The organism is Rhizobium sp. P32RR-XVIII (assembly GCF_012641395.1).
Taxonomy (GTDB): domain Bacteria; phylum Pseudomonadota; class Alphaproteobacteria; order Rhizobiales; family Rhizobiaceae; genus Rhizobium.
Window position 1 is genome coordinate 300,012 of sequence record NZ_JABAIH010000002.1, and the last position, 24,090, is coordinate 324,101.

Annotated in this window: 24 protein-coding genes; 6 read left to right on the top strand and 18 right to left on the bottom strand. The window is 61.7% G+C overall.

The window, feature by feature from the left end; genetic code table 11:
• Positions 1-4: 4 nt before the first annotated feature.
• A complete protein-coding gene (locus HGP14_RS06480; protein ID WP_168829041.1) occupies positions 5-2,014 on the bottom strand; it encodes a LysM peptidoglycan-binding domain-containing protein in 2,010 nt (669 codons plus the stop codon).
• Positions 2,015-2,170: 156 nt separating this feature from the next.
• On the opposite strand from HGP14_RS06480, the gene HGP14_RS06485 reads away from it, so the two are divergent.
• On the top strand, positions 2,171-2,794 hold the full coding sequence (locus tag HGP14_RS06485; protein WP_168829042.1) for a TIGR00730 family Rossman fold protein: 624 nt from the start codon (positions 2,171-2,173) through the stop codon (positions 2,792-2,794).
• Positions 2,795-2,902: 108 nt separating this feature from the next.
• On the opposite strand, the gene rarD is transcribed toward HGP14_RS06485, so the two are convergent.
• From rarD to cysS, 7 genes are all read right to left on the bottom strand, one after another.
• Positions 2,903-3,817, bottom strand: coding sequence for an EamA family transporter RarD (gene rarD / locus HGP14_RS06490; protein WP_168829043.1), 915 nt, complete (start codon positions 3,815-3,817; stop codon positions 2,903-2,905).
• Between the two features lie 108 nt (positions 3,818-3,925).
• Entirely contained in the window at positions 3,926-5,542 is a 1,617-nt protein-coding gene (gene cimA, locus HGP14_RS06495; RefSeq protein ID WP_168829044.1) for a citramalate synthase, read from the bottom strand.
• Positions 5,543-5,575: 33 nt separating this feature from the next.
• Positions 5,576-6,532 (bottom strand): prolyl aminopeptidase, encoded by a 957-nt coding sequence (pip, locus tag HGP14_RS06500; RefSeq protein WP_168829045.1) that lies wholly within the window; start codon positions 6,530-6,532, stop codon positions 5,576-5,578.
• Positions 6,529-7,005, bottom strand: coding sequence for a GFA family protein (locus tag HGP14_RS06505; RefSeq protein WP_168829046.1), 477 nt, complete (start codon positions 7,003-7,005; stop codon positions 6,529-6,531). The genes pip and HGP14_RS06505 overlap by 4 nt, the downstream gene beginning before the upstream one ends.
• Entirely contained in the window at positions 7,002-7,481 is a 480-nt protein-coding gene (locus HGP14_RS06510; protein WP_168829047.1) for a GFA family protein, read from the bottom strand. Before HGP14_RS06510 ends, HGP14_RS06505 begins: the two co-directional genes overlap by 4 nt.
• Positions 7,478-7,846, bottom strand: a complete 369-nt coding sequence (locus HGP14_RS06515) for an endonuclease domain-containing protein (RefSeq protein ID WP_168829048.1) — start codon at positions 7,844-7,846, stop codon at positions 7,478-7,480. The genes HGP14_RS06510 and HGP14_RS06515 overlap by 4 nt, the downstream gene beginning before the upstream one ends.
• 238 nt (positions 7,847-8,084) lie before the next feature.
• Positions 8,085-9,461, bottom strand: coding sequence for a cysteine--tRNA ligase (gene cysS, locus HGP14_RS06520; protein WP_168829049.1), 1,377 nt, complete (start codon positions 9,459-9,461; stop codon positions 8,085-8,087).
• 337 nt (positions 9,462-9,798) lie between these two features.
• Between cysS and HGP14_RS06525 the strand changes: the two genes are divergently transcribed.
• Positions 9,799-10,551 carry a GH25 family lysozyme gene (locus tag HGP14_RS06525; RefSeq protein WP_168829050.1) on the top strand — a complete coding sequence of 251 codons (753 nt, stop codon included), beginning with the start codon at positions 9,799-9,801 and terminating at the stop codon, positions 10,549-10,551.
• A gap of 9 nt (positions 10,552-10,560) precedes the next feature.
• On the opposite strand, the gene HGP14_RS06530 is transcribed toward HGP14_RS06525, so the two are convergent.
• The 6 genes from HGP14_RS06530 to HGP14_RS06555 form a co-directional block, all read right to left on the bottom strand.
• The gene (locus HGP14_RS06530) at positions 10,561-11,301 is read right to left on the bottom strand and encodes an SDR family NAD(P)-dependent oxidoreductase (RefSeq protein ID WP_168829051.1); all 741 of its coding nucleotides are present in this window, start codon (positions 11,299-11,301) and stop codon (positions 10,561-10,563) included.
• 269 nt (positions 11,302-11,570) lie between these two features.
• A complete protein-coding gene (gene purF, locus HGP14_RS06535; protein WP_168829052.1) occupies positions 11,571-13,061 on the bottom strand; it encodes an amidophosphoribosyltransferase in 1,491 nt (496 codons plus the stop codon).
• 172 nt (positions 13,062-13,233) lie between these two features.
• Complete coding sequence (locus HGP14_RS06540; RefSeq protein ID WP_168829053.1) at positions 13,234-13,851, bottom strand: CvpA family protein; 618 nt, start codon at positions 13,849-13,851, stop codon at positions 13,234-13,236.
• Positions 13,852-13,945: 94 nt separating this feature from the next.
• Positions 13,946-15,349 carry a DNA repair protein RadA gene (radA, locus tag HGP14_RS06545; protein ID WP_168829054.1) on the bottom strand — a complete coding sequence of 468 codons (1,404 nt, stop codon included), beginning with the start codon at positions 15,347-15,349 and terminating at the stop codon, positions 13,946-13,948.
• Positions 15,350-15,353: 4 nt separating this feature from the next.
• A complete protein-coding gene (locus tag HGP14_RS06550) occupies positions 15,354-15,611 on the bottom strand; it encodes a type II toxin-antitoxin system RelE/ParE family toxin (RefSeq protein ID WP_312862120.1) in 258 nt (85 codons plus the stop codon).
• A gap of 46 nt (positions 15,612-15,657) precedes the next feature.
• Positions 15,658-15,915: a type II toxin-antitoxin system ParD family antitoxin gene (locus HGP14_RS06555; protein ID WP_168829056.1), complete on the bottom strand. Its 258-nt coding sequence runs from the start codon at positions 15,913-15,915 to the stop codon at positions 15,658-15,660.
• Positions 15,916-16,078: 163 nt separating this feature from the next.
• On the opposite strand from HGP14_RS06555, the gene HGP14_RS06560 reads away from it, so the two are divergent.
• Positions 16,079-16,714, top strand: coding sequence for a LysE family translocator (locus HGP14_RS06560; protein ID WP_168829057.1), 636 nt, complete (start codon positions 16,079-16,081; stop codon positions 16,712-16,714).
• A 5-nt stretch (positions 16,715-16,719) separates the two neighbouring features.
• On the opposite strand, the gene alr is transcribed toward HGP14_RS06560, so the two are convergent.
• Positions 16,720-17,880: an alanine racemase gene (alr, locus tag HGP14_RS06565; protein WP_168829058.1), complete on the bottom strand. Its 1,161-nt coding sequence runs from the start codon at positions 17,878-17,880 to the stop codon at positions 16,720-16,722.
• Positions 17,881-18,165: 285 nt separating this feature from the next.
• Between alr and HGP14_RS06570 the strand changes: the two genes are divergently transcribed.
• Entirely contained in the window at positions 18,166-19,392 is a 1,227-nt protein-coding gene (locus HGP14_RS06570) for an alpha-D-ribose 1-methylphosphonate 5-triphosphate diphosphatase (protein WP_168829059.1), read from the top strand.
• A 67-nt stretch (positions 19,393-19,459) separates the two neighbouring features.
• On the opposite strand, the gene HGP14_RS06575 is transcribed toward HGP14_RS06570, so the two are convergent.
• The 3 genes from HGP14_RS06575 to HGP14_RS06585 are packed head-to-tail and all read right to left on the bottom strand — an operon-like array spanning position 19,460 to position 21,652.
• Entirely contained in the window at positions 19,460-19,822 is a 363-nt protein-coding gene (locus HGP14_RS06575) for a transcriptional regulator (protein ID WP_168829060.1), read from the bottom strand.
• Positions 19,819-20,109, bottom strand: a complete 291-nt coding sequence (locus HGP14_RS06580; RefSeq protein WP_205927053.1) for a DUF6516 family protein — start codon at positions 20,107-20,109, stop codon at positions 19,819-19,821. Before HGP14_RS06580 ends, HGP14_RS06575 begins: the two co-directional genes overlap by 4 nt.
• A 49-nt stretch (positions 20,110-20,158) precedes the next feature.
• Positions 20,159-21,652 carry a replicative DNA helicase gene (locus HGP14_RS06585; protein ID WP_168829061.1) on the bottom strand — a complete coding sequence of 498 codons (1,494 nt, stop codon included), beginning with the start codon at positions 21,650-21,652 and terminating at the stop codon, positions 20,159-20,161.
• Between the two features lie 305 nt (positions 21,653-21,957).
• On the opposite strand from HGP14_RS06585, the gene HGP14_RS06590 reads away from it, so the two are divergent.
• Both HGP14_RS06590 and HGP14_RS06595 read left to right on the top strand, forming a co-directional pair.
• Positions 21,958-22,401 (top strand): MarR family winged helix-turn-helix transcriptional regulator, encoded by a 444-nt coding sequence (locus HGP14_RS06590; protein WP_168829062.1) that lies wholly within the window; start codon positions 21,958-21,960, stop codon positions 22,399-22,401.
• Between the two features lie 10 nt (positions 22,402-22,411).
• Positions 22,412-24,079 carry an MFS transporter gene (locus HGP14_RS06595; RefSeq protein ID WP_168829063.1) on the top strand — a complete coding sequence of 556 codons (1,668 nt, stop codon included), beginning with the start codon at positions 22,412-22,414 and terminating at the stop codon, positions 24,077-24,079.
• Positions 24,080-24,090 lie beyond the last annotated feature (11 nt).

Consider the following 24,090-nt stretch of genomic DNA (forward strand, 5'->3'; position numbering starts at 1 on the left):
GTGTCTAGAGATGATGGCCGGAAAGACGCTTGCGATGAAGCTCCTCGGCATTCGGCAAAGCGTCCTTGGGCACGCCGAAAATCTGGCCGGGCAGAATACGGTCCGGATTAACGATCTGGGCCTCGTTTGCCATGTAGATCGTCGTGTAGCGGACGCCGAGGCCGTAAACGCGGCGTGAAATCTGCCAGAGCGTATCGCCGCGGCGGATGATGACCGTGCTGTTGCTCGCCGTCAGCGGCGCCTGCTCGATCGTCTTCGGCTGGCTCGGGTCGCTGGTGGCGACTTCGTTGGGAGCCGGTGCACTGGTTGCCTCCGGTGCGGACGCAAATCCGTCGATCATCGTTCCAAGCTTGTCCAGGGCAGCGCCTACCGACTTCGCATCCGTTGGCAGGGCGTGAAGCATTGCGAGCGTACTGGAGGCCGACTGCGACGCAGTGCCCGCCGCTTGCTTGAAGGCAGGCGTTGCATTCGCTGCCGGAAGGAACTCAGCGATGGAGCTGAGGGCAAATTCCGTTGCAGAGCGAGCAGCCGCGAGCTGCTCGTCGCTGGGAACCTTGCCCTCGGCATAGAGACCCTTCAGCAGCGCGAATGCCTTGCCCGCATCGGTCTTCAGCTTGCCTAGTTCGCCTTCGTCGAGGGGAACCATCGCCGCTGCGCCGTCTGCAGCCGGGCTGGCGGGCTGTGCCGCGACCGTGACCTGGTCGCCTGCCGGGCGGTTGAAATTGACGGAGGCCCGAACCAGAACCTTACCGCTGCCATCGACGACATCGACGCGGATCTTGTGATCTCCGACGGAGAGATCCATCGCGCCGTCGATGACGAAATGGCCGTCGGCACCGGCTGTCGCCTTGCCGATCAGCTTGTCGTCGGCATAGGCAAGCACGGTTGCATTTGCCTTGGCACTACCGGCGACGAAGATTTTCTTGCCTTCGATTTCGACGGCGTTGACCATCACTTCGGCAGGTGCCGAAGGTGCAGCATTGCCATCCGCCTGCGGTGAGGTTGAAACCGCTGGTGCCGTACTGGCGATATCGGCCGAGCCGGCCACCACGGCAGGCGGCTGTGTTGAGGCTAACTGTTCGCCTGTCGCGGTCGCAGCCGCCGGAGTCTCGGCCTTGGGCGCCGTAATGATGCGGCTTGCCGCGCCGGGCTTGGAAACCATGGCCAGCAGTTCGGATCCGCTGCCGTCCTTCGGCACTGAAACGGTCGCGACTTCTTCAGAGGTCTGGCTCTTGCCGTCCTTGCCGGTTGCCTTGAGTACGAGCTGATGGTCGCCCGCCGCCAGCGGATTGTCGAGAACAGCGGCAAAATCACCAGTCGGGCCGACTTCGGTGGTCGTAACCAGCTTGTCGCCGTCGAAAATTTCAAGCTTGCTGTTCGGCGCGGCGGAACCGGCGATCACGGTCGAGCCATCCGGCTCTACGCGCAGGACGTCGAAAGCGGGAAGCTTGGGTCCGGAAGTGGCCTCGGCTGCAGGGGCGTTCGCCGCGGACTGGCTCTCGGCCGAGCCGGAGAGTGCCGCCTCGGCCTTTACGAGTGCGGCAAGCGCATCGGCGATATTTTCCGGCAGGTTCTGAACGATGACCAGCGCCTTTGCGGCGCCGTCCTTGGCTTTCGTGACGGTGGCCGTCGTCGCCGGATCGGAGCCCTCGGGAATTGCGAAATCGGCGAGCGCCTTCAACGAGTCTGTCGCCTTTGTCCTGGCGGCGCCGAATGCTTCGGCCGTTGGACCCTTGCCGTCTGCGAAGAGTGCCTTAAGTTGCGTGAGAGACTGACCTGCGTCGGCTGCAAGACTGCCGACCTTTTCGGTCGTAGCAGCCGCGTCGGCAGCCGCGTTACGCGTGGTCTTGCCGGCTTCTTCTGCCGTGTTCTTGACCTGGGAGCCTGCTTGATTGATGGCATCGCCGATTTTTGACGCATCGTCGCCGATCCGGGGCATGACCACGAAGACCATCAAAAGGATTGCAATTCCAAGCACTGCAAAGGCCAGCAAGCCGGCGCGGTTTCTCATCATTACGTCTCCCCAGGCGGCAAAATGTGCCGGTACATCAAAAATTGCTAGCGATTCCCGTTGCTTTGCACAAGCATTCAAAGCAATAACGCAGGCTCAACGCGCAGCTTTTCTTTCATTTTTCTTGACTGCTGAGGCATGGAATAGTTGTTTGCCCCTATGAACGATCAATCTCATTCGATTCAGTCGATCTGCGTTTACTGCGGCTCAAGACCCGGAGGAGACGCAGCGTACATGGCTGCCGGGCGTGCATTCGGCAAGGAAATCGCCGAATACGGCCTCCGCCTCATCTATGGCGGCGGCACCAAGGGCATCATGGGCGCTGTTGCGAGCGGCGTGCTTTCCAATGGGGGGCAGGTGACCGGCATCATCCCCGAATTCCTGATCGACATGGAGGCGACTCGCCATTCCCTCGGCCAGCTCAACGAACTTATTGTAACGCCGGACATGCATACGCGCAAACACATGATGTTCGAACGCTCCGATGCCTTCGTGGCGCTTCCGGGCGGGATCGGCACACTGGAAGAAATCGTCGAGATCATGACCTGGGCTCAGCTTGCCCGCCACGAGAAGCCGATGGTGTTTGCCAACATCAAGGGCTTCTGGGATCCGATGATGGAGCTGATGCGGCACATGACGGAAGAAGGCTTCGTCCACACGGCTCACAGGGTTCAGCCGCTCGTCATCGACGATATTTCCGGAATCATCCCCGCTATCATGGCGCAGGCAGCCGAACTCGCTGCCGACCGTGAGGGGGAGGATGCCGTGATTTCGAAGATGTAAGGACGGGCTAAAGCGCGTCGCGATCTTTCAGATTCGCTTAGCGCTTAATTCTTTGATTTCACGCACGTCTTTAGCCCGAAACCGGTCCCCGCTTTCGGGAGACATGCTTTAGCGCCCGCGCGTCGCGTTCAGCATCGACCACGTATAAAGCACGAGGCCTGCCCAGATGAGCGGGAAGGCGATCATGCGTGCCGTGCCGAGCGGCTCGTGAAAGGCGAAGATGGCGATCAGGAAGATCATCGTCGGCGCGATATACTGCATGATGCCGATCGTCGACAGCCGGAGCAGCTTGGCGCCGTTTGCATAGATCATCAGCGGCACGGCGGTAATCAGGCCGCAGCCGAGCAGCAGCGCCGTATCGGCGAGGCCGGTGCGGTAGAGGTGACCCTCGCCGCTACCGAGCTCCATATAGAGGATGTAGAGGAGGGCGGGTAAGCTGAGGATCAGCACTTCGAGGAAGAAGCCCTGATTGGGGCCGAGCGGCAGCGTCTTGCGCAAGAGAGCATAGAAGCCCCAGGTGACGGCGAGCACCAACGCAACCCAGGGAATGCCGCCGCTGTCGATGGCAAGCACGATGACAGCGATGCCGGCAAGGCAGATCGCCGCGATCTGAAGCGGCTGCAGTCTCTCCTTGAGCAGGACGGCAGCGAGGAAAATGCTGAACAGCGGGTTGATGAAATAGCCGAGCGCGGCATCGAGCGCATGGTCCGCCCCGATCGCCCAGACATAAGTGCCCCAGTTGACGGTGATGAGTGCCGCCGTCAGCGCCGCCATCGCCAGCATGCGCGGCGAGCGCAGCGCCATGGCAATGTCCTGCGTGCGCCCGAGGGCGAACAGCACGGCGCCTGCCAAAGGCACAGACCAGATAATGCGGTGCGCGATCACCTCCGCCGGCGAGATATGCGCCACGGCCTTCATGTAGAAGGGCAGGAATCCCCACAGAAAATAGGCCGTCAGTGCGAAGGCGAAGCCGCGTGCGCTATCCTCGTTCTTGACGGCAGGTTGGCTCGCCTCGGCAGACATCGGGGGTGTTTCCATATTTGTTCTGGTTATGGACCCGATTAACCCAAGCGGCATGAATAGGCCAATTCATTTCGGTGAATGAATGTGCGGCGGTTGAACCTCTCCGGTTCACTCCGCCGCGATCTTACCCGCCAGCTGCCGGTTCTTCATCAGCTTGTAGATGACGGAATCCATCAGCGCCTGGAAGGAGGCATCGATGATGTTTTCCGACACGCCGACCGTCCACCAGCGCACGCCGCTCGAGTCGGTGGATTCGATGAGAACGCGCGTGATCGCCTCCGTGCCGCCGTTGAGGATGCGGACCTTGAAGTCGGCAAGCACCAGATCGTCGATTTCATGCTGGTACTTGCCGAAATCCTTGCGCAGTGCCAGGTCGAGCGCGTTGACCGGGCCGTCGCCTTCGGCCACCGACATGATCGTGTGGCCCTCGATGACGATCTTCACGACGGCTTCCGAGACGATCTTCACCCGTCCGTGTGAATCGAAGCGGCGCTCGACCATCACCCGGAACCCTTCGACCGAGAAGAATTCCGGAATGGTGCCGAGCGTGCGGCGGGCGAGCAGTTCGAAGCTTGCGTCCGCCCCCTCATAGGCATAGCCCGAGGCTTCCCGTTCCTTGACGATGGAGATCAGCCGGTCCAGCTTCGGATCGTCCTTGGCGACCTCGATGCCGCGGCGTTTGAGCACGTTGATGAAATTCGCCTTGCCGCCCTGATCGGACACCATGACCTTGCGGAAATTGCCGACGCTTTCCGGCGGAATATGTTCGTAGGTGCGCGGATCCTTGAGCAGGGCGGAGGCATGGATGCCTGCCTTCGTCGCGAATGCCGAAGCGCCGACATAGGGCATCTGGTGATCCGGCGAACGGTTCAGAAGCTCGTCGAAAGCGTGGGACAGGCGCGTGAGATTCGTCAGCCGTTCCGCATCGATGGTGGTTTCGAAGCGCGTGCTGTAGGTGTCCTTGAGGGCGAGTGTCGGGATCAGCGTCACCAGATTGGCATTGCCGCAACGCTCGCCGATGCCGTTCAGCGTCCCCTGGATCTGACGGGCGCCCCCCTCGATGGCTGCCAGCGAATTGGCGACGGCCTGGCCCGTATCGTTATGCGCGTGGATGCCCAGACAGTCACCGGGAACGCCTGTCGAAATCACCGCTTCGACGATGGCCCGGATTTCGGGCGGCTGCGCCCCGCCATTGGTGTCGCAGAGCACGACCCAGCGGGCGCCGGCTGCATAGGCCGTCTTCGCGCAGGCGAGCGCATAGGCGGGGTTGGCCTTGTATCCATCGAAGAAGTGCTCGCAGTCGACCATTGCCTCCTTGCCCGCAGCGACGGCTGCCTTCACGCTTTCGGCGATGCATTCGAGGTTTTCCTCTTTGGTGCATCCGAGCGCGACTTCGACGTGGTAGTCCCAGCTCTTGGCGACGAAGCAGATCGCATCGCTCTTTGCCTGCAGCAGCGCCGCAAGCCCCGGATCGTTGGAGGCTGAAACTCCGGGCCGCTTGGTCATGCCGAAAGCAACGAAACTTGCCTGGCCGGTGCGCTTCTCGCCGAAGAAGGCCGTATCCGTCGGGTTCGCCCCCGGATATCCGCCCTCGACATAGTCGAGGCCGAACTCGTCCAACATGGTCGCAATCGCAATCTTGTCCTCGACCGAAAAGTCGATGCCGGGCGTCTGCTGCCCGTCCCGGAGCGTCGTGTCGAAGAGGTAGATTTTTTCGCGTGTCATGATGTAGGTTTCCGTCGGCCTCGAAGGCACTTGTTACTTTCCGGCGAATTTGTCGGTGGCCCGGATCAGCCGATCCAGGATGCCGGGCTCCGAAAACGCGTGGCCCGCGCCTTCGATCAGATGGAATTCCGCCGTCGGCCAGGCCTTGTGCAGCGCCCAGGCGAACCGGGCGGGGCAGGGCATGTCGTAGCGGCCATGGACGATGACGCCCGGAATGTCCTTCAGCTTGTGGGCCTCGCGGATGAGTTGCCCTTCCTCAAGCCAGCCGGCATTGACGAAGAAGTGGTTTTCGATGCGGGCAAACGCATAGGCGAATTCCACCCCCTCGAACTTACCGCTTGTGGACGGCTCGGGCAAAAGCGTGATCGTCTCGCCTTCCCAGATGCTCCAGGCATGGGCGGCTTCGAGGGCTACCGTCCGGTCGGCACCAGTAAGCCTCCGATGATAGGCCTGCATCATCTCGTGGCGCTCTTCCGGCGGGATCGGTGCGATGAAGCGCTCCCATTTGTCCGGGAACATCTCCGAGACGCCGAATTGATAGTACCAGTCGAGCTCGGCCTTGGTCAGCGTATAGATGCCGCGGACGACGAGTTCGGAAGCCCGCTCGGGATGCTTTTCGGCATAGGCAAGCGCTAGCGTCGAACCCCAAGAGCCGCCGAAGACCATCCACTTGTCGACTCCAACCATCTCGCGCAGACGCTCGATGTCGGCGACGAGATCCCAGGTCGTGTTGGCCTCGAGGCTTGCATGTGGGGTGGACTTGCCGCAGCCGCGCTGGTCGAACAGCAGGACGTCGTAGAGCTTTGGGTCGAACAGCCTGCGGTGGACCGCCGAAAAACCGCCGCCCGGACCGCCATGCAGGAAGACGGCAGGCTTGGCGCCGGGCGTACCCGAGCGCTCCCAATAGATCTTGTGACCGCCGCCGACATCGAGATGGCCCGACGCATAGGGCTCGATTTCGGGATAGAGGGTACGCAGGACTTCGGTCATATCTTCAAGCCTTTCTCGGGCCATGTCTTGGTATCGTGATCGGGATGCTGGAAGGAGATGATTTGCTCCTGCCGGGAATAGAAATCCTGGTCCTTGTGGACCGGAGCCTCGAAGATCGTTTCGACCCAGGGCAGGCGTGAGTCGTAGTTGACCTGGATCTGCGGCGCGAGATCACTGCGATCGTCGAAGGTGCCGATCGCAAGCTCCAACCCGCCGGGATGCCGGTAGGTCATTGGCGTGCCGCAGTTGCTGCAGAAGCCGCGGTCGATATTGACCGAGGACTGGAAATAGCTCGGCTCGCCGCGTGTCCATTCCATGCCTTCGTCCGGCGCCGTGACGAGCGCGGAAAAGAAGCCGCCGAACTGCTTCTGGCACATGCGGCAATGGCAGATCGACGGACGCCCCAGCTTGCCGCTGATGCGGAAACGTACGGCGCCGCACTGGCACCCGCCCGTTCGAATGGGTTCGCTCATGTCTGTGCTCCGGATGGCCAGTGGGTCGTGTCGTGATCGGGATGCTGGTAAGAGACGACCTCGTTGATGAATTCGGCCGCCTCGGCATCGTCCTCCGTCCGCATTCCGGGAAGCTCGTGCAGCCTGTCCGTAAACGGCAGCTTACCTTCGATGCCGTATTGGATCGTCGGCGGCAGAAGGGCCGGATCGTCGAAGGCGCCTGCGGCGATCGCCAGCCCATCGGGCGCCTCATAGGTCAGCGGCGTGCCGCAATCGGCGCAGAAGCCGCGCTCGACGAAATTGGACGAGCGGAACTTTTTCCGTTCGCCGCGGGTCCAGACAAGATCGGCTCCGCGCACTGAAACCAGCGGCGCATAGTAGCTGCCGAACGCCTTCTGGCACATGCGGCAATGACAGATCGAGGAATGCGTGAGCTCGCCCTCCACCCGGAAGCGGACGGCACCGCACTGACAGCCGCCGGTGTAGATCTTGCTCATGCCCGATCCTTTCCTATGACGCGCAGGATATGCAGGCAGACGTTGTCGATATCCTTGAGTACGTCGCCATTCCAGAAACGAAGAACTGTCCAGCCGTCCCGCTCCAGGCGCGCGCGGCGCACATCGTCATGGAGAGCGTTCGGCGCCAATGCATGCTGCGAACCGTCGATCTCGACAATCAGGCGATGTTCCGGACAGGCGAAATCGGCAATATAGCCGGCGACCGGCATCTGTCGCCGAAAGCTCAAACCCATCAGGCGGTGCGCGCGAAGTTCGTTCCAGAGACGAAGCTCGGCATCCGTCATCGCCTTGCGCATGCGCCGGGCGTTCGCGCGCCGTTGCGGCGGAACCGGTGCATGCGGCATACCGTGCTCCTTGCTCTGAAGTAACGGGGCACCCCCCTCTGCCCTGCCGGGCATCTCCCCCACAAGGGGGGAGATCGGATAGTAGCGAACTCCCGCCCTGAACAAAGGCCTCGGATGGCCGAAGCTGTTCGGAGTGCGATCGATATTCCGGGAAGCCGGCACGTCTTGCCGATCTCCCCCCTTGTGGGGGAGATGCCCGGCAGGGCAGAGGGGGGTATGTGCCGCCGCCCATCCCATATTACCGCTTCACCTCCCAGGTCGTCACCCGCTCGCCGGTCGCCGGGTCCTTGCCGTCTTTGAGCTGGATGCCCTCGGCGGCAAGCGTTTCGCGGATCTTATCGGCCTCGGCGAAATTCTTTGCCTTCAGCAGTTCTAGACGCGCGCGCACGCGGGCGTCGATTTCGGCGGCGACCGCCTCATCGACTTCCGTTTTCTTCGGCTGAATGCCGAGAAGGGCGGCACTTGCAGCGAAAACGGCCGCATCGCCGGATTGCGCCAGCGCATGAAGGGCCTGAACGGCCGCAACCGTGTTCAGGTCGTCGGCGAGCGCGTTCAGCACAGCCGGATCCGGTGCCGCTGTGCCGGCGTCCACCACCGACCACTTCGACAGCAGGCGCTCGGCCTCTTCCAGCCGCTTGACCGAAAAGTCGATCGGCTCGCGGTAATGCGTCATCAGCATCGCAAGCCGCAGCACCTCGGCGGGCCATTGCCGGCCGCCGAACGTCTCGGTGTGCAGCAATTCATAGATGGTGACGAAGTTGCCTTCGGACTTCGACATCTTGCGACCTTCGACCTGCAGGAAGCCGTTGTGCATCCAGACGTTCGCCATGACATCCGTGCCATGCGCGCAACGCGACTGGGCAATCTCGTTTTCATGGTGCGGGAAGATCAGGTCCAGCCCGCCGCCGTGAATGTCGAAGACCTCGCCGAGATAGCGTTCGCTCATCGCCGAGCATTCGATATGCCAGCCCGGACGGCCGCGGCCCCAGGGGCTTTCCCAGCCGGGCTCGATTTCGGTCGAAAGTTTCCAGAGAACGAAATCACCGGGGCTTTTCTTGTGCGCATCGACGGCGATGCGGGCGCCGGCCTGCTGCTCGTCGAGATTGCGCTTCGAAAGCGCGCCGTAATCCGCCATGGATCTGGTGTCGAACAGCACTTCGCCGCCCGCCTGATAGGCATGGCCTTTGGCGATCAGCTTCTCGATGATCTCGATCATCTGTGGGATGCTGTCGGTCGCGCGCGGCTGCACCGTCGGGTCGAGGCAGCCAAGCATCTTGGCGTCGTCGAGGAACTGTTTCTCCGTCTTTTCGGTGACGGCGCGGATCGCCTCGTTCAGCGGCAGGCCGGGATAATCGCGCAGCGCCCGCGCGTTGATTTTGTCATCGACGTCGGTGATGTTGCGCGCATAGGTGACGTGTTCGGCGCCATAGACGTGCCGAAGCAGCCTGAAGAGCACGTCGAAGACGATGATCGGGCGCGCATTGCCGATATGGGCGAAATCATAGACGGTCGGGCCGCAGACATACATGCGGACATTTTGCGGGTCGATCGGGACGAAATCCGTCTTCTCGCGCGTCAGCGTGTTGTACAGCTTGAGTTCCGGCTGGCCGGCCATGTCTATTCTCCCAAATGCAATGATCCGAAAAATACCGGCACCGGCGGGCCGGGGCGTTTCTCATCTTTGCGTATCTGGGAGACGAAAACGGCCAGGCCAGCGAGCGCGCTAGCGAATAATCTTCCGGCAGATGATGCAGATAACCGTTTTCATGGCGGGTTTTATGGCGCGGGAACGGTGTTTGGTCAAGGGGGTGAGGAGCGGTCCGGCGTCAGCCGGAGCAATCGATCCAGTGAATCGATTGCAGCGACGAACGCCCGAAGCGCGAGCGCAGGGCCGGGGCGCGCCACCCGCGCAAACGTGCTAGAGAAGAGCTGAATTTCTGCAGGGATGCCACGTGAGGAAAACAGCGCGCCGCTCCATTATCGGCATCGTCATTCTTGCAGTCGCATCCGCGCTGTATCTGGCCTACGATCGCGCAATGTTTCGTTTCACTCCTCCATCGCTTGAAAATTATCCCATTCAGGGAATCGACATCAGTCATCATCAGGGCAGCATCGATTGGAAGAGGCTCGCTGCCCAGCCGAATGTCCGCTTTGCCATCATGAAGGCGACTGAGGGCGGTGATCACCGGGACCGGCTCTTTGTGGAGAACTGGCAGGCCGCGAAAGACGCCGGCATCGTGCGCGGGGCGTATCATTTCTTCACCTTCTGCCGCCCCGGCCGGGAGCAGGCGCAGAATCTACTGGCGACGGTTCCCGTGGAGCTGGGCACGCTGCCGATCGCGATCGATCTCGAATTCACCGGCAATTGCGGCAAGGTTCCGACGCTCGAAGAGCTGAGCGGCGAGATCAACGCATTCGTCACCGAGCTGAAGGGGAGCTACTCCGGCAAGCCGATCTTCTATCTCAACCAGGAATTCTTCGATCAGTACCTGAAGGGCAACGAAACGAGGTTCCCGGATCACTATCTGTGGCTGCGGAGCATAGCAAAGGCGCCCGATCGGAAGGATTGCGGCCAGTGGTCGATATGGCAATTTGCCGATAACGGGACGCTTGATGGCATTCAGGGGCCGGTCGACCTCAATGCGCTATGTCCATCGCAAACGCCATTCGCCGCTCTGTTTTCGTCCTTGGCGGCGAAGAAGTAGCCGCCCCTCTTACTCCGGCAGCCGGTAGTCCACGAGCTTCTTCTCACGCACGACGAACAGCTTGCCCGTCTCGGTCACATCCGGGCCGACGAGCGGCAGGATCGCCTTGGCGACTTCGGAAGGATGCGGCAGCGTTTCCGGATCTTCGCCGGGCACTGCCTGGGCGCGCATGGCGGTGCGCGTCGCGCCCGGGTCGACGCTGGTGACGCGGAGCGGCGTGCGCTGTGTTTCGCCGGCCCAGGTCCGGGCCAGCGCCTCGACAGCCGCCTTGGACGCGGAGTAGACGCCCCAGAACGGCCTGCACTTATGGGCCGCGCCCGAGGACATGATGACGGCGCGGCCAGCGTCGGAACGCGCCAGCAAAGGATCGACGGAGCGGATCAACCGCCATGTCGCCGTCACGTTGATGTTCATCACCTTCTCGAAGACCTTCGCCTCGATATGGCCGATCGGCGAAATCACCCCGAGCACGCCGGCATTGGCGACCAGGATATCGAGCTTGCCCCAGCGCTCGAAGATCGAGCCGCCGAGCGCGTCGATGGCGTTCATGTCGGCGAGATCGAAGGGAACCAGCGTCGCCGTGCCGCCCACGGCCTTGATCGCGTCGTCGAGGTCCTCAAGGCCGCCGACCGTGCGGGCGCAGGCGATGACGTGTGCACCTGCCTTTGCAAGTTCCAGCGCCGTGAAATAACCGATGCCGCGCGATGCACCGGTGACGAGTGCGATCCTGCCCTTCAAATCGATGTTCATATTGCCGTCCTGATGCAGCACCACGGCCGCTATTGTTCGTCGAAATCTTTCATGGAGAAGAAGCTCCCAACGGCTTGTCTCGCCGTGCGCGCCAGCCTCACCTCCCTCATCCCTGTGCTTGTCACAGGGATCCAGTGCGCGCAAGTCCTTGCGCGCTAAGAGAGTCTTTCACGGCGCAGACGCGCCGTGACTGGATTCCTGTGACAAGCACAGGAATGACGGGGAGAATGCAGCCTTCGCCCCGAGCCGGCGGGCTGCCTTAACTGGCCTCAGCCGCCGCTGGCGAGAACGGAAAGCTTGCGCACATTGCTGGTGCTTTCCTTGTCGAGCAGGCGGGTCGGATAATCGCCCGTGAAGTAATGATCGGTGAACTGCGGATTGTCGTTGTTGCGGGTTTCGCCGCCAACGGCGCGGTAGAGGCCGTCGATCGACAGGAACTCAAGAGAATCCGCGCCGATATAATCGCACATTGCCTTCAGGCTGCTGTACTGGTTGGCGAGCAGCTTGTCGGCGTCCGGCGTGTCGATGCCGTAAAAATCCGGGAAATAGATCATCGGGCTCGCCACGCGGATATGCACTTCCTTGGCACCCGCGTCGCGGATCATCTGGACGATCTTCAGCGAAGTGGTGCCGCGTACGATCGAGTCGTCGACGAGAACGACGCGCTTGCCCTCGATCATCGCCCGGTTGGCGGAATGCTTCAGCTTGACGCCGAAGGCGCGGATCTGCTGGGTCGGCTCGATAAACGTGCGGCCGACATAGTGATTGCGGATAATGCCGTATTCGAAGGGAATGCCGCTCTGCTGGGCGTAGCCGAGCGCCGCGGGCGTTCCGCCATCCGGAACCGGCACCACGACATCGGCCTCGACCGGGGCTTCCTTGGCGAGATTGATGCCCATGTTCTTGCGGGCGACATAGATGCTGCGGCCGCCGACCACGGAGTCGGGCCGGGCAAAATAGACATATTCGAACAGGCAGAGGCGCTGCGGCTTCGGCGCCTCCGGCTTGCGGGCATCGATGGAAATCGAACCGTCCGGCTGGATTTCGCAGATGACCACTTCGCCGTTCTCGACGTCGCGGATGTATTTCGCGCCGATGATGTCGAGAGCACAGGTCTCCGAACAGAAGATCGGCTTGCCGTCGAGTTCGCCCATCACGAGCGGACGAATGCCGATCGGGTCGCGTGCGGCGATCAGCTTCGTGCGTGTCATGGCGAGCATCGAGTAGCCGCCTTCCATCTGGCGGATGGCATCGATGAAGCGGTCGGAGGAAGAGGTCTGCTTGGAGCGCGCGATCAGGTGGAGAACGACTTCGGTATCCGATGTCGACTGACAGATGGCGCCGTCGGCGATCAATTGGCGGCGGAGCGTCAGGCCATTCGTGAAGTTGCCGTTGTGGGCGACGGCGATGCCGCCGACTTCCAGTTCGGCAAAGAGCGGCTGGACGTTGCGGAGCGCGACTTCGCCCGTCGTCGAATAGCGCGTGTGGCCGATGGAGATGAAACCGGGCAGCTTCGCAAGCGTTGCGGGATCCGTGTAGTGGTCACCGACGAGTCCCATGCGCTTTTCGGTGTGGAACTGGCGGCCGTCGAAGGTGACGATGCCGGCAGCCTCCTGACCGCGATGCTGAAGAGCGTGCAGGCCGAGCGCCGTCAGGGGCGCCGCATCACTATGGCCGAGAATGCCGAAAACGCCGCATTCCTCGTGGAGCGTATCTCCGTCGAGTTCATCTCTGAGCGTGGAGGGATAGGACTGGTTCATTGATGCGGGCCTTTGCTCTCACAAGAATGGATCGGCTTCCATAGCATGATGCCGGATGCATGCATTTTAAACGGCGGAGGTCCGGCGGAGCGCAATGCCCGGCCGGACCTTGACTTAACGTCCCGCTCAAATGGCAATTGCCACGCGGCAGGTCAAGCTGTTGAACACTGCGTCAATTCGACTGCTGCTGTGCGCTGCCTGCAGGGGCCGCATCATCCGCGGGGGCCTGTTCGGCGGCAGGCGCATTATCATTCGTGCTTTCGGCCTGCGGCTGAACCTTGTCAAGCACGCTGGCTCTCACCATCTGCGCGAATTCCTCCGGCAGGACCGATTGCAGCTTCACGACCATCGAGTCGAGGAACGGCTTGGACTTGGCATTGTTGACCCAATCCGGCCGGTGGCTGGGGTCGACGAGCCAGTTCCAGAACGCCACTGCCACGACGAGAAGAAGTATGCCGCGCGCAGCGCCGAACAGAAAGCCCAAAGTGCGGTCGAGCGCGCCGATCCGGCTGTCGATGATGAAATCGGCAATCTTCATGGTGGTGAAGGAGATGACGATCAGCGCGATCAGGAACACCACGGCTGCCGAGCCGACGATGGCGATGCGGTCGTCGTCGGTGTATCTCTTCGCGTAGGGCACGAGATAGGGGTAGAGGTAGTAGGCAGCCGCAGCCGAGCCCGCCCAGCTTGCGATCGACAGTACCTCGCGCGAAAAACCGCGAACCATCGCCAGAACGGCGGAGAAGAGCACGACGCCGATGACAATGCCGTCAAAGATCGTAATGGGCATATAAATTCCACTCCAGGACCGCCGCCTGTTGGCAGCTCAGTCGGGCCTCATTCGTGTGCATCCTATATCATCACCGTTTGCGGCAATGAAAGGATCAAACCTCGTCTTCCACACCTCGTAGCGCACCCTTGGACCCGGCAATGCGCGCGACCAGATCCGGCAGGCTTTCGATCTCGCTCCAGCGCCCGGCCGAGCCCTTCGGCAAATCGGCGGAGGCTGACGGAAGCAGCGCTGCAGAAAATCCCAGCTTCTCGGCTTCTTTGAGGCGCTGAGAGGTGTGCGCAACCGGACGGACGGCCCCCGACAGGCTGACTTCGCCGAAATAGACGCAATCGGCTGGAAGGGCAATACCGGCAAGCGAGGAAACGAGTGCCGACGCAACCGCGAGATCCGCGGCCGGTTCACCGATGCGGTAGCCGCCGGCGATATTCAGATAAACGTCGTGCTGGCCGAGCCGCACGCCGCAATGCGCTTCAAGCACCGCAAGGATCATCGAAAGCCGCGCGGAATCCCATCCGACGACGGCGCGGCGCGGCGTGCCGAGCGAGGTCGGCGCCACCAGCGCCTGCACTTCGACGAGGATCGGGCGCGTCCCTTCCATGCCCGCAAACACCGCAGCCCCAGGCGATTTTTCATTCCGCTCGCCGAGGAAAAGCTCGGATGGATTGCCGACTTCGCGCAGGCCCGCGTCCGACATTTCGAAGACGCCGATCTCGTCCGTCGGACCGAAGCGGTTCTTGACCGTCCGCAAAATGCGGTAGTGATGGCCGCGGTCGCCCTCGAAATAGAGAACCGCATCGACCATGTGTTCCACGACACGCGGTCCCGCGATCTGGCCGTCTTTGGTGACATGGCCGACGAGAACCATAGCGGCTCCCGTCTGCTTGGCGAAACGGATCATCGACTGCACGCCGGTGCGCACCTGGGTGACCGTTCCGGGTGCGGACTCCGCCAGTTCACTCCACAACGTCTGGATGGAGTCAATGATGACGAGGTCCGGACGCTTGCCCTCGGCGAGCGTCGCAAGGATGTCCTCGACATTGGTCTCGGCGGCGAGCATCACATCGGTATCGGCGGCGCGGAGGCGCTGGGCGCGCAGCCGCACCTGGGCAACGGCTTCTTCACCGGAGACATAGATGATCTTGTGGCTGCGGCGCGAAAGCGCAGCCGCCGCCTGCATCAGCAGCGTCGACTTGCCGATCCCCGGATCGCCGCCGACCAGCACCGCCGAGCCGCGCACGAAGCCGCCGCCGAGCGCCCGGTCAAGCTCGGAGATGCCGGTATGGATGCGCGGCGCTTCCTCGATCTCCCCGGAGAGGGCGGTGAGCGCTACCGGGCGGCCCTTCTTCGGCGTTCTCGCCGGCCCGCCACCGATCCCGCCCATGGGATCTTCCTCGACAATGGTGTTCCATTCGCCGCAGTTTTCGCATTTGCCTGCCCAGCGGGTATGGATCGTGCCGCAGCTCTGGCAGATGAATTGTGTGCGGGCTTTTGCCATGAAGTCAGTCGCTGCTTTCGGTGAAGTTGGCCAGAATCATATTCTGACGGCCGTGGAGGATTCGGATGACGTGTAGCTCGTCGTCGATGATCGTAAAGTAGATACCGTGATTCTTGAATGGAATGGCGCGCAATCCCGGCATCAGCCATTCGCGATTGACGCCTCTGGAACCGGAACGCGCTGTCTGTATGATCTTTTTGTCGATCTGCTGCAGAAGGCCGCGAGCAGCGATCGCGTCTTCCAATGCGATAAAGGGGTAGATGGATTAAGATCGGCTAACGCCTTTCGAGAGAAGGTGACGCCGGGATTTAATTCTTTTTCTCCGCTGCTTCACGGATGATGTATTCGACAAGCTCTCCCTCATTCTCGAAAGAGACAACGCGGCCGGCGGCAATGTCGTCCAAACCTTCCTGGATCAGCACTCGAACTTCTTCAAGCTTGGTCTCGCGCTGACGCAGCAATGACAGGCCAGCTTCGATCACCGCGTCGGCGCTCTCATAGTGGCCGGCCTTGATCTGCTCGTCGATGAATGCCTGTTGCGCCTTGCGAAGTTGAATTGCCGCCATGCAAGACTCCTTTTCTCGCCAATATAGCAGCCCGCGGACGATATTCCTACACTTCCACCCGCCATGATGCCTGCCTTTCGGAAGCCTGCACCAATCAAAACTAATGATTTTCCTATCAGGTGTGGCGGTGGCAGCATCGGACCCTCAAACGATGGATGCGCCTATGCTCGATTACTCGCTCGCCCACTGGGTCGCCTTTTTGACGGCTGCCGTGCTTCTGAACCTGTCGCCGGGGCCGGATATGGCATTCATCCTCGGCCATACGATCAAGAGCGGAACACGGGCGGGTTTCTCGGCGGTTTTCGGCATCTGGACCGGGGCGTGCATCCATGTGCTGCTTGCTGCCTTCGGGCTATCGGCGATCCTTGCGGCATCAGCGCTTGCCTTCTCTGCCGTCAAGTGGATCGGTGCGATCTATCTCGTATGGCTCGGTATCCAGGCGCTGCGCTCGGGCGGCGAGGGCGGTTTCGTCAAAGCTGCGGGCGAGACGATGCACTGGAGCCGGATCTACCGTCAGGGTGTGCTGGTCTCGCTGCTCAATCCGAAGGTCGCGATCTTCTTCCTCGCCTTCCTGCCGCAGTTCGTCGTCGAAGGCGCAGGCCCGGCGTGGCTGCAGCTTGCCGTTCACGGAGCGCTGATCATCGCGGTTGCGGCGTTCATTGAACCGCCGCTGATCCTGGCTGGCGGACGGCTTGCCGATCTCTTTAAACGCAACAGAAAGATCGGCCTGTGGCTCGACCGCGGGCTTGGCACTCTTTTCGTCGCGCTCGGCGTGCGGCTGGCGCTGACGACACGCTGAAGACACTATTCGTCTTCCGCCACATATTTCCGTTCGTGGCGCAGCCCCATGCTGGTCAGCATCTCGTAGCCGATCGTGCCTGCCGCCCGCGCGGCATCGTCGACGAGGATGTTCTTGCCGAAGAGCTCGATGTAGTCGCCGGCACGGATGAGGTTTTCCGGCAGGTCCGTCACGTCGAAAATGGTGAGGTCCATGGTGATGCGGCCCGCGACTGGCACCTTGTAGCCCTCAAAGAAGCCTTGACCGCCCTGCGGCACGGCCTGACGGAGAGGCACGCCGCCGCTCGACTGGCTGCGCATGTAGCCGTCCGCATATCCGGCCGAAACGATGGCGAGCCGGCTGTCACGCGTGAGCCGGAGCGCGCGGCCGTAGCTGACGGATTCGCCGGCGCTTACGGTGCGCACCTGGATGACGCGGGCCTCCGCGGTCGCGACCGGCCGCATCGGATTGACCATGCCGTTCACGGCCTCGCCGCCATAGATCGAGATGCCGGGGCGGGTCAGGTCGAAATGGTAATCGTCACCGAGAAAAATACCGGCGGAAGCCACAAGGCTTGATTCGATACCTTCATAAGCCCTGCTAACCTTGCGGAATGATTCGAGCTGCTGCCTGTTCATCGGCGACGCCGGATCGTCGCCGCAGGCGAGATGGCTCATGACGAGCACCGGAGCGAAGCTTGCGGGGCGGGAGACATCCTCGACAAGCGCCAGCGCCTCGTCGATGTGCAGACCGAGCCGGTTGAAGCCCGTGTCGACGTGCAGTGCGCAAGGATAGTCACCATAATCCGCAAGCACGGCCATCCAGAAGGCAAGCTGCTCTTCGGACGAGATGACGGGAACCAGGTCGTTCTCGAAGAAGCGGCGCTCGGTGCCCGGCCAGATACCCGCGAGAACGAAGATGCGCGCCTCCGGTGCATAAAGGCGCAGGGTCACGCCTTCATCCACCGTCGCAACAAAGAAATCCCTTGCTCCGGCCAGGAAGAGCGCTTCGCCCGCATCCTCGATCCCCATGCCGTAGGCATCCGCCTTGACGACCGCGGCGGTGCGCGCCTTGCCGGATCGCCGCGCCATATCGTGCCAATTGTCGACCAAGGCTGCGAGATCGACGGTCAGCCGCACGGGTGCGCTGTCGAAATCGTTGGAGAGGTCGTCATCGAAATCGGTCATCGAGGCCCTTTTGTCATCGGAACGTGTCCTGCGATCCTTAACCGTTTCCTGGACGGGAAAAAGGCCGGTACGCGAAAAACCTTCGCGCTGCACAATCTTTTAAGAGATGAGGTCCCGGGTAGGAGTGCCTTGCCCTGCGGCGCGCCGATTGTCCGACGCCGCGTTAGGCATCGGTTGCACAGAAACCTTCTCAAATCTGTCACATCGGCTGGATAGAAGCGCCGGATGGCGCGTGGCCTGTCAGGTGACATGGCTGCTGCGCCTCTTCTTTTTATGGAGTGGGCGATGCGGAACAATCCGGCAATTGTGATCGAGGGTGCGACCGTGGTTTTCAGCGACCGTCTGGAGCAAGCCTCGGTGCGTATCGAGGACGGCCGGATCACGGCGATCGACGGCGCGCGCGACGGGGCGGATGTGGTTGAAGGCGGCGGTCATATCCTCGCGCCGGCTTTCGTGGATATCCACGGTGACGCCTTCGAGCGGCAGCTCATGCCGCGGCCCGGCACCATGCTCCCTGTCGCCGCCGCTATGCTCGAAACGGACCGTCAGCTTGCCGCCAACGGCATTGCGACGGCCTATCATGCCCTGACGTTGAGTTGGGAGCCGGGGCTGCGATCGGTGGAAAATGGTCGCGCCGTTGTCTCCGCCCTCGATGCACTCACCCCGCGGCTGACGGCGGATAATCGCGTGCAACTGCGTTGGGAAACATTCTGCTTCGAGGCTGTCGACCTGATCCGCGAGGCGCTTTCCGGTCCGCGCCTTCCCTCTGTTGCCTTCAACGATCATACATCGATGGCGACGCTGCATCCCTCAGTGCCGTTGCAGGAGCGGCCGTTCGACCTCGATCCGGTCTTCCCGGCGGTTGATCCGGAAACGCCTGCTTTCGCCGCTAAGATGGCGGAACGCGCCAAGCGGGCAAAGATTCCGGTTTCGGACATGGTCTCGCTCGTTCGGGACATGTGGGAGCGCCGACCGCAGGTGCCGGGCGTAATCGAGGCGGTGGCGGCTCTTAGCCGGGCGGCCGGCGCACCGATGCTCTCGCACGACGACAGCCAGATCGAAACGCGCGATTTCTTCCGCGCGCGCGGTGCGCGGATCACGGAATTCCCGATGAACAGGCGGGTGGCGCAGGCCGCCCGCGAAGCCGGCGATTTCATCGTCTTCGGCGCGCCGAACGCGACGCGTGGCGGCAGCCATCTCGCTTCGATCGGCGCAGCCGACATGATCCGCGAGGGCCTCTGCGACATCCTCGCCTCGGATTATTATTATCCGGCGATGTTGCTCGGCCTGGCACGGCTCAAGGCCGACGGAGTCGGGCCGCTCCATGCGCTCTGGCCTCTCGTGTCGGGTAATCCGGCCCGCGCTTCCGGGCTGCACGATCGCGGCGTGATCGAAGTCGGCAAGCGGGCCGATATCGTGCTGGTCGAGTGGCCCGAAGGCGCCGCGCCGACGGTACGACGCACCTGGGTCGCCGGCCGGGAAGCCTATCGGGCGGCTCCGGCAGGCCGCTGAGACTGCTCGGCGTACCGAGGTGGCGTGCAGACGCGGAGCCCCGGAAAACGGCTTGGAACCGCCTGCCTCAGGCAACGCTGCGAAGGTCGAAATCCGCGTGGATGACGTCGTAAGGCACGTGAATACGCCCTTCGTCGTTGACCTCGACCAACCCCCATTCGAGAAGAGGCGCAGTGTCCTCATGGACCCGCTTGACGTCGCGGGAAAGGGCCGCGGATAGGCTGCGGTATGTCGAAGGTCCTAGCTTCTGCAACGTCTCGATCAGGGTCCAGCGCTTCGGTGTCAGGACGCTGAAAAGCTGCTCGGGGGAGGCGAAGCTAAAGACATGGTCCTGTTCTTCTCCGGTTTTCCAGGCAGCGACAAATCCCTCACGAGCTTGGCGGAGAGCGGTTTCGTCATTTCGCTGAATTCGGATAGTGGCGGTCGTCATCGGCGGCGTTGCCTCCTTGTTTCTACGTCTCTGAGGAAGTCATCGATAAGCTTCTCGATCGTCGAGAACTGATACGGTTCTTCGCGCCCCTTGACGTGTCTGTGGTCGCCCTTGCCTCTTTCATTGTCGTAACCAACGACGCGCTGTCCTGGATAACCGTAGAACAAGCTGTATTTGTAGTTATGCAGGCTTCCCGGCAAAGGCTGCGGAACCTTCCAGATGACCGCCTCCACGATGGCCCCGTCCGACAGCACGCTTTTCGAACGGTAAAGCAGTTGAGCCCTCATGTTGGCGATGATGCCAACACGAGGGCTCCTTGTCAAATTGCGATAGAACTCAGTGTTCCTCGTACTGGATGAAGGACGGGTCGGCGAGATCCGCGAAGCGCGTGAACTCCGACTGGAAGGCGAGCTTTACCGTGCCGGTCGGCCCGTGACGCTGCTTGGCGATGATAACGTCGGCCGTGCCCTTCACCTTCTCGAACAGCGCTTCCCATTCTGCATATTTCGGATCGGCCGGATCGCGCGGTTCCAGGTTCTTGACGTAATATTCCTCGCGGAACACGAAGAGCACGACGTCGGCGTCCTGCTCGATCGAGCCCGATTCACGAAGATCGGAAAGCTGCGGCCGCTTGTCGTCGCGGCTTTCCACCTGACGCGAGAGCTGCGAAAGGGCGATGATCGGAACGTTCAGTTCCTTGCCGAGCGCCTTGAGGCCCGTGGTGATCTGGGTGATTTCCTGCACGCGGTTATCGCCCTTGCCGGCGCCGGTCATGAGCTGGATATAGTCGACGACCAGGCAGTCGAGGCCGCGTTGGCGCTTCAGGCGGCGGGCGCGGGCCGAAAGCTGGGCGATCGAGATGCCGCCGGTCTGGTCGATATAGAGCGGCACCTTCTGCATCATCATCGAGCAGGCGACGAGCTTTTCGAAATCGGCATCGTTGATGTCGCCGCGGCGGATCTTCGAGGAGGAGACTTCCGTCTGCTCGGAGATGATACGGGTGGCGAGCTGTTCGGACGACATTTCGAGCGAGTAGAAGCCGACGACGCCCCCGTTCTTCGCCTTCATGCTGCCGTCGGCCTGCACTTCGCCCTCATAGGCGGCGGCGATGTTGTAGGCGATGTTGGTGGCGAGCGAGGTCTTGCCCATGCCCGGACGTCCGGCAAGCACGATCAAGTCGGAGCGCTGCAGGCCGCCCATCTTGCCATCCAGCGAGTGGATGCCGGTGGAGATGCCGGAAAGACCGCCATCGCGCTCCTTGGCGACGGCCGCCATGTCGATCGCCAGCGCGACGGCATCGTTGAAGGCCTGGAAGCCGCCGTCGTAGCGGCCGTTTTCGGCAAGCTCGAACAGGCGGCGCTCGGTGTCCTCGATCTGCGACTGCGGCGGCATGTCGAGCGGCGCGTCATAGGCGATGTTGACGACATCCTCGCCGATGGTGATCAGCGCGCGGCGCAGCGCCAGATCGTAGATGGCGCGTCCATAGTCCTCGGCATTGATGATCGTCACCGCTTCGCGGGCGAGGCGGGCGAGATATTCGGAGACCGTCATGTCGCCGACCTTCTCGTCGGCCTTCAGGAAGGTCTTGATCGTCACCGGGTTGGCGATCTTGCCCATGCGGATAATGTCGCCGGCAACCTCGTAGATCTTGCGGTGTAGGGGTTCATAGAGATGGATCGGCTTCAGGAAGTCGGACACCCGATAATAGGCGTCATTGTTCATCAGAACAGCACCCAGGAGCGCCTGTTCGGCTTCGATATTGTTGGGTGCTTCGCGGTAATGCTGCTCTGATGGAGCAACGGCGGCAATCTTTCGCGCGGCTTCGTTCATCGTGGTCCGTTCTGTCTTTTCCAACACCGGATTTGAAGGCTCGCAAGCGCAAATGCAAGTGCAACTCAGCAACAGCTCGTGGCTTGCCGTAAGTCCGCCAACGCTTTGCACATTGTTCGACTTCTCCACAGCGCAGGTCTGCACCTTGGAGAAAATACCGCCGGTGTCATCGACAGGACACAGCGCGGGGATAGCGACTCACTCTGAGCATTTTAGCCCGAAGCCAGGGAGCTTGGCACTTGAAAAAAGATCCCGAATAGGAAATATAATTAGCACACTAATAAAGTGGGGCGAAATAGGAACACATGTCGAATAAGCATGTCGGACGTGAACTCTTCGAGGACATCTCTGCATTCACTCGCAAATTGAAGGCGACATTCGCTTCGATCGTACGCGAGCACAACATGACATTGCCGCGCGCGCGCGTTTTCTTTACCCTGAACCGGAAGGACGGCATCAACCAGCGGGAACTCGCCGAGCGGCTGGAACTCGAAACGCCGACGCTGGTTCGTATTCTCGATGCTATGGAAGGGCAGGGCTTCGTGGAGCGCCGCGTCGCCGGCTCCGACCGTCGTGCGAAGGAAATCTACATGACGGAGGCGGGCCGGGCAGTCGCCACCGAGGTTGAGGATCTTGCTGCGGATGTGCGCGCCCGAGTCGTCGCGGGCATTCCCGAAAACGATCTTAAGACGGCTCTGAATGTCATCCGCGCTATGCAGGCGAACCTCGCAGCCGTACGCGGACAATGAGGACGCCCGCATGAGCCTCGCCGAGACGGCAAATGACAATGCTGCGCCCGCTCGCGAGCCGATAAAGGCCGAGGCGCAACAGTCGGCTGCCCCTCCGGCACCAGTGCCGCTGCCGGCCTGGAAGGTGCCGCTCTATATGGCTTCGTCCGTGCTGTTTTTCCTAACGCAGGGGCTCGGCATGAACTTGGTAACGGCCAACATTTACCAGCTTCAAGGTTCATTCTCGGCGACCACTATCGAGATCTCGTGGCTATCGGCCGCATATATGGCGCCCTATGCAAGCCTTACGATCGGGCTCTTCAAGATCCGCACACAGTATGGCCTTCGCCGCTTTGCCCAGTTCAGCATCATCTGCTTTGTCGTCGCTTCGCTGATGAACCTGTTGATTACCGACCTGCATTCGGCGATCGTCGTGCGCACTCTCAGCGGCATGGCCGCGGCGCCGCTTTCGACGCTCGGCTTCCTTTACATGCTGGAAGCCTTTCCACCGGACAAGAAGCTCTCCGTCGGTCTCAGCCTGGCGCTGATGAACACACTCTTTGCGGCGCCGATCGCCCGTATCATCTCACCTCAGCTGCTGCAGCTTGGCGGATACGAAGCGCTCTACACTTTCGAGATGGGGCTGGCGTTGATCGCCTTGCCGGTCATCTACCTGCTGCCGTTGACTCCGCCGCCGCGCGCCAAGGTCATCCAGCGGCTGGATATCCTGAGCTACCTGCTGCTCGCCGTTGGCTTCGGCTGCCTGGCCGTCGTGCTGACGCTCGGCCGTCTCTACTGGTGGTTCGAGGCCGAATGGCTTGGCGCCGTGCTTGCCGTCGCCGTCGGTTCGCTGGCGCTGATGTTCGCAATCGAACTGCCGCGCAAAAATCCGATGATCGATCTGCGCTGGCTCTTCTCCGGTCCGAACATGCGGATCGCCGGCCTGCTGCTGCTCTTCCGCTTCGTCGCCGCGGAACAGTCGGCGACGGCGGCGAACTTCTATCAGCAGCTCGGTCTGCTTAACGACCAGACGATCTATCTTTATGCGATCATCCTGCTGGCATCGCTTGTTGGCGGGCTCTTCTGCGCGTTCCTGATGGTGACCCGCTACGTGGAAACGGCGCATGTGCTGGCGCTCGTGCTCATCGCCTCCGGCGCCTATCTCGACAGTCAGTCCACCAGTCTGACGCGGCCGACCGAAATGTATCTTAGCCAAGCTATGGTGGCTGCCGGTGCGGCGTTGTTCCTGCCACCGGTCATGTCGAAGGGCTTCGCCGCCGCACTGGCCAAGGGCATACCGTACATCGTCAACTTCCTCGTGATCTTCCTCTTCACGCAGAGCATCGGCTCGCTTTTTGCTTCTGCCGTCCTCGGCACCTTCGTGACCATCCGGGAGAAGTTTCATTCCAACGTGCTGGTCGAGCATATACTGCTCACCGACCCGGTCGTGGCGTGGCGCGTGTCGCAACTCTCCGCCGCCTACGGCAAGGCGATCATCGACAAGACGCTGCTGAATGCCGAGGGGTTGTCGCTCCTCAGCCAGCAGGTGACGAAGGAAGCTTACGTGCTCGCCTACAATGATGCCTTCTACGTCATCTTCGTCGCCTGCGTCGCAGGGCTTGTCGTTCTCCTCCTTCAACTTGCATGGAAGCGCCTGCCTTGGCAGAGGGCAGCGAACGCCGCCATTGCCCAATCCTGAGCCGAGTCACC